The organism is Thiorhodococcus mannitoliphagus (genome assembly GCF_010915725.1).
Taxonomy (GTDB): Bacteria; Pseudomonadota; Gammaproteobacteria; order Chromatiales; family Chromatiaceae; genus Thiorhodococcus; species Thiorhodococcus mannitoliphagus.
The window spans coordinates 1-4,312 of record NZ_JAAIJR010000230.1 but is presented as its reverse complement, the minus strand read 5'-3'; the positions used below and the strand labels follow the sequence as shown (position 1 = coordinate 4,312).

The 4,312-nt window shown below is 62.7% G+C and carries 6 protein-coding genes; 1 reads left to right on the top strand and 5 read right to left on the bottom strand.

The features are described from left to right. Positions 1-427: 427 nt before the first annotated feature. Together G3480_RS25215 and G3480_RS25210 are read right to left on the bottom strand one after the other, a co-directional pair. The gene (locus G3480_RS25215) at positions 428-736 is read right to left on the bottom strand and encodes a hypothetical protein (RefSeq protein ID WP_164656969.1); all 309 of its coding nucleotides are present in this window, start codon (positions 734-736) and stop codon (positions 428-430) included. 20 nt (positions 737-756) lie between these two features. Continuing rightward, positions 757-1,296, bottom strand: a complete 540-nt coding sequence (locus tag G3480_RS25210; RefSeq protein WP_164656968.1) for a DUF29 domain-containing protein — start codon at positions 1,294-1,296, stop codon at positions 757-759. A 111-nt stretch (positions 1,297-1,407) separates the two neighbouring features. Here G3480_RS25210 and G3480_RS29745 point away from each other — a divergent pair, with 111 nt between their 5' ends. After that, positions 1,408-1,605 carry a hypothetical protein gene (locus G3480_RS29745; protein WP_240906062.1) on the top strand — a complete coding sequence of 66 codons (198 nt, stop codon included), beginning with the start codon at positions 1,408-1,410 and terminating at the stop codon, positions 1,603-1,605. Here G3480_RS29745 and G3480_RS27995 read toward each other — a convergent pair. Genes G3480_RS27995 through G3480_RS25190 form a run of 3 tightly spaced genes read right to left on the bottom strand, consistent with a single transcriptional unit; the run spans position 1,602 to position 3,663 of the window. Further along, positions 1,602-1,829 carry an AAA family ATPase gene (locus tag G3480_RS27995; RefSeq protein ID WP_476718472.1) on the bottom strand — a complete coding sequence of 76 codons (228 nt, stop codon included), beginning with the start codon at positions 1,827-1,829 and terminating at the stop codon, positions 1,602-1,604. The two genes, G3480_RS29745 and G3480_RS27995, sit on opposite strands and share 4 nt — an antisense overlap. Next, positions 1,784-2,203, bottom strand: a complete 420-nt coding sequence (locus tag G3480_RS25195) for an AAA family ATPase (RefSeq protein WP_164656966.1) — start codon at positions 2,201-2,203, stop codon at positions 1,784-1,786. Before G3480_RS25195 ends, G3480_RS27995 begins: the two co-directional genes overlap by 46 nt. A gap of 41 nt (positions 2,204-2,244) precedes the next feature. Beyond that, on the bottom strand, positions 2,245-3,663 hold the full coding sequence (locus tag G3480_RS25190; RefSeq protein ID WP_338114221.1) for an MBL fold metallo-hydrolase RNA specificity domain-containing protein: 1,419 nt from the start codon (positions 3,661-3,663) through the stop codon (positions 2,245-2,247). Between the last annotated feature and the right edge of the window lie 649 nt (positions 3,664-4,312).

The window sequence follows — 4,312 nt, the reverse complement described above, 5'->3', positions numbered from 1 at the left end:
AGGCCCAGGACGATCATGCCCCCATCTTCACACACATCCTCCCAGGGGAGGCGACTTCTATCCTGACACTGGGGGCTGTCTGCGGAAAGGTGCGGGGACACTGTGGATAGCCGGTGTGGATCTGACGCAGGAGCGAGATGAGCCTGTCACCGACCAGGGCGTCGACTTTATCGGGCAACAGGATCGTCGGGCGATCGCTGGCAGCGCCCCAGCGGCTGAGGGATTCATTCAAAGCGGCGCCGGGTTCGAAATGCGACCTCACCACCTATCGGTTTTATGTAGCCAGGGCTTCCAGCCCTGGCAAACCAGGCCAGGATGGCCTGGCTACGCAGGCTTGGAGCGGCTGTTCCGGTTGATTTCGGGAAACCGATAGGTGTTGAGGAAATGCGACAGCACCTCATCGACGGGCGCCGACAACGCGGTATCATCAGAGTTGAACGCTCGCCTGGGTGCCGAGTGTCTGACAGATGAGGGTCCTCCCTTGATGGACATCGTCTCGCGGGGCTTGGGCGCTTTCAATGTTGGCGTAGAGGCAGATGTGGTGCCCATCCTGGTTGAGATGCGCCATCAGAGCGAGCAGGCTCGAGGTCTTGCCGGTCTGACGCAGGGTGTGCGGGACGAAGTATTTGTGTTGCTCGATGAGTGCGCGTACATGCTCCCAATCGAGTCGCGAGAGTGGCGGCAGGGTGTAATGCCGAGCGGAATCCACGGGGCCAGCGGTGTTGAAGAAGCGCATGGCGGGTCTGACCCTGGCGTTCAAGCCGCTTCGGGCCAGTGATCGCCGATGGTTAGAGAGCGCCCATCAATTATTTCCCGCTGCGAGCGATGCCGCCCGAAATCCCCCCTAGCCCCCCTTTGCGAAAGGGGGGAAGTTGTTGATGGACACTTTCTTAGTTCCCAGGCATCGGGATTATCCGGAGGGACGGTCTCCTCAGGGAGACCGGTTTCGCGACGGGCGATTAGGCGAGCATCGCTGTAGGCGTCCTGGATGATCTCCTCCAGCTTGGCCGTCAAGCTGGGGTTTTTCCGCAAGAGTCTTACGATGCGCTGGCGCTGTTCCTTGATTGTGGCTTCCCAACTAGCGCCGCGCCGCTCCGGTTGATAGCGCCATTCGAGCAGATGGGCCAAGAGAACCCCAAGCCGGCTTTCGATTTCACGCTCCCGGCTGGCGCCTATGTCCTCGATCTCCTCGGCCAGGTGTTCGATGTCGATCTCCAGAAAGCGCCTCTGGCGAATCAAGTGGGCTGTTTCTTGTGCCCAAGCGTGGTAGTCCTGTTCATAAGGCGTGGTGGTCATGGTTCGGATCACCCCCTGTCGTTGAATTGTTTCATCACTTCCTTCCCGACAACTCCTCGCTCCAAACCAATTCCCAGCCGCTGAACAGCAGCACCAGCGGGTGTAGCGATCGTGGTTGTAACAGGCGTCGATGAACGGGCGCGGGGCTGCGAAGTCCTGACCGAAGGCCGCGAACAGACGGTCGAGTTCGGCGTGCTCGAGCCCGAGCAGACCGTCGAAACGCGGGGCGAGACTGATGTCGATGTCGAAGCCGCTGGTGACGTCGTCCATGGCGATTGGAGAAACGCCGGTGACGGACAGACACGCTAGCTTGCCGCTGGTGCCGCCGGTCGCCCCTTGAGCAGGGCGAAGAAGCTCTTGAAAAAGCCGCCGCCGTGGGTCAGCTCCCGATAGGCGGCCTCGCCGTCCTCGACCAGGATGTTGTTGGCGAAATGGTCGTATTCGTCGATGAAGAGATCGAGTTCGAGTCCATGCTTGGCGAGGACGGTCAAGAGTCGTTGTAGACGCTGATAGTTGTTGGTCTCGGCGTTGATCGTCGGCTCCTCCTCGGCGGGGATGGCGGCCGCATGGTGCTTGAGGAAGCTCCCGATCCGGATGCGCAGGTGCGAAGCGAGGAGGCCGCGAGCCCGCCAGGCATGGCGCGGCTGACCATCGAGAAGTCGAACATCAGGGTCAGGTCGGCGCCGTGCTCCGCCGTCGGCTGTGCGGCGATCCAGGTGTCGGCGAAGGGTTCGTCGAAGTCCCTGGCCAATTCGCGGTCGTAGTAGCATTCCATCACCGATTTCAGCAGGCTCTTGCCGAAACGGCGCGGGCGGATCAGGAATAGGAAGCGTCCGGCGGACTCCAGCAGCGGCAGATAGTGGGCCTTGTCGATGTCATACTCGTTGCCGCGCCGCAGCGAGACCAAAGGGGATACGCAGCGGTCGGAGCGGAAGCGTCTGGGCGATGTCAGCCAATGCGCACCTCCATCCCCGCAAACCGCGCCCTGAGCGCTGCCTGCAGGCTCTGCTTGGCCCCCGTTTCGCCATGCACCAGGATGACCTCACGCGGCTTGACGCGCATGCGCTTGATGAAGTTGATCAGATCCTTTTGGTCGGCATGGGCCGAATAGCCGCCGAGCGTATGGATACCGGCACGGATGTCATAGCGTTGACCATCGAGATCGACATAGCCGCCGCGCGGACCATAGCGTTGGATGGCACGTCCGGGTGTGCCGGCGGCCTGATAGCCGACGAACAGCACATCATGACGCGGATCGCCGAGCATGGCCTTGAGATAGTTGACGATCCGCCCACCGGCGCACATACCACTGGCCGCAATGACGATAGCCGCGCGCCCCGAGCGGGTCAGATACTCGACCGTGCGCAGATGGGTGGCGTGATCGGCGACGGTCAGCACTTGCTCGAAGTCGAGCGGATGACGCCCGGCGTTGAGCCTGCGTTTTGCCTCGCGGTCCCAGTGCGCCCGCAGTCGCGCGTAGCCGGCGGTGAAGTCAGCCGCAAGCGGTGAGTCGAGGACGATCTCGACATCGTCCCAGGTCCGCCCGGCGATGAGCCGGCGCTGGCGATACTGATGAATGATCGCTTCCAGCTCATAGAGCAGCTCCTGCGTGCGCCCGATGCTAAAAGCCGGGATTAGCAGGGTTCCGCCATTGTCGAAGGCATGCTCGACGATGGCGCGCAGCCGCTGGCGGCGGTCGCGCCGATCCTCGTGGAGTCGATCGCCATAGGTGCTTTCGAGCACCACGACATCGGCGCGATAGGGCGATTTGGGCGCGGGCAGGAGCGGCGTGTAGGGTGCGCCGAGATCACCCGAGAACAGCAGACGCTGTGTCTGACTGCCCTGGCGCAGGTCGCACTCGACATAGACCGAACCCAGGATGTGGCCGGCCGGTTGCAGCCGGACCCGCAGACCAGGATCGCCCTCGGCAAGCGTGAACCAGTGGGCGTGGGGCAGGGCGATGATCCGCGCGCGCAGCAGCTTAAGGAGTTGCGCGATGAGCCGCTCGTCGCGGGTGACGCCGACCTTGAGGGCGTCTTCCAGCACCAGCGGCAGCAGTTCGGCCGAGGCTTGGCTGCACAGGATCGGCCCCATGAAACCGGCGGCGAGCAGATAGGGCAGACGCCCGACATGGTCGATGTGGACATGGGTGACAATCAGTGCCAGCACGCGCTCGACCGGGAACTCGATCTGGAGCCGTTCGGCTCTGGCCGTGCCGTCGGATGAGGTCTCGGCACCCTGGAAGAGTCCGCAGTCGATCAGGAGCGAACGTCCATCGTCGAGCCGGAGTTCATGGCAGGAGCCGGTCACACCATCGACGGCGCCGTGGTGGAGGATGGTGGCGCAGGAACGAGCGGTGTCAATCACGGGGCATGCTCCTAGTTTGCGCTATCCTTACCGTCGTTGTTCGTCGCCATTGGTGACGAAGTCGAAGTATCTTAAGGCGATTTCCGGCAAACAATATACCTGCAGTTCCGATCCCGTAGGATGGGCAAAGCCCTGGCGATGAGCTACTTTCGGAGTGCCGAGGGTCGAGGGGCGTGCCCATCATCCCTGCTCAGCGCTTTGCAGGATGGGCACGTCCGTCCAGCGCCGAGGTGACGCTCAAGCCCCGAGTGCGGACTTTGCCCATCCTACCGACCCGCGCCTTTTGGGTGAGGTCATTTCCGGAGTTCGCCTAACAACTCACCGGTTCGTGCACCCAGCACAAAGTGTTTCCTATTGTTGATTCTGTATCGAGCGACACAGCGATCATTTCGGACAGAGACTTTCGCCAGCGGAACTGGTAGGCGATCGCAACAGTGTGTTCCCCAGCAGCAATCCGGTTCGGCCTCGCATTCGGCTGTGACTTGTGGCGAACGAGGAAACGTAGCCGTGGTCATCGATTGGCCCAACCGTGCAGTCTCGGTGGGAGCGGCGCCCCCCCCCCCCGGGCGCCCGCGACCCGCGGGGGGCGCCGCCCCCCCGGGGTTTGGGGAAAAGATGGGGGGGGTGGACACCAACCCAAGGGGGGGGC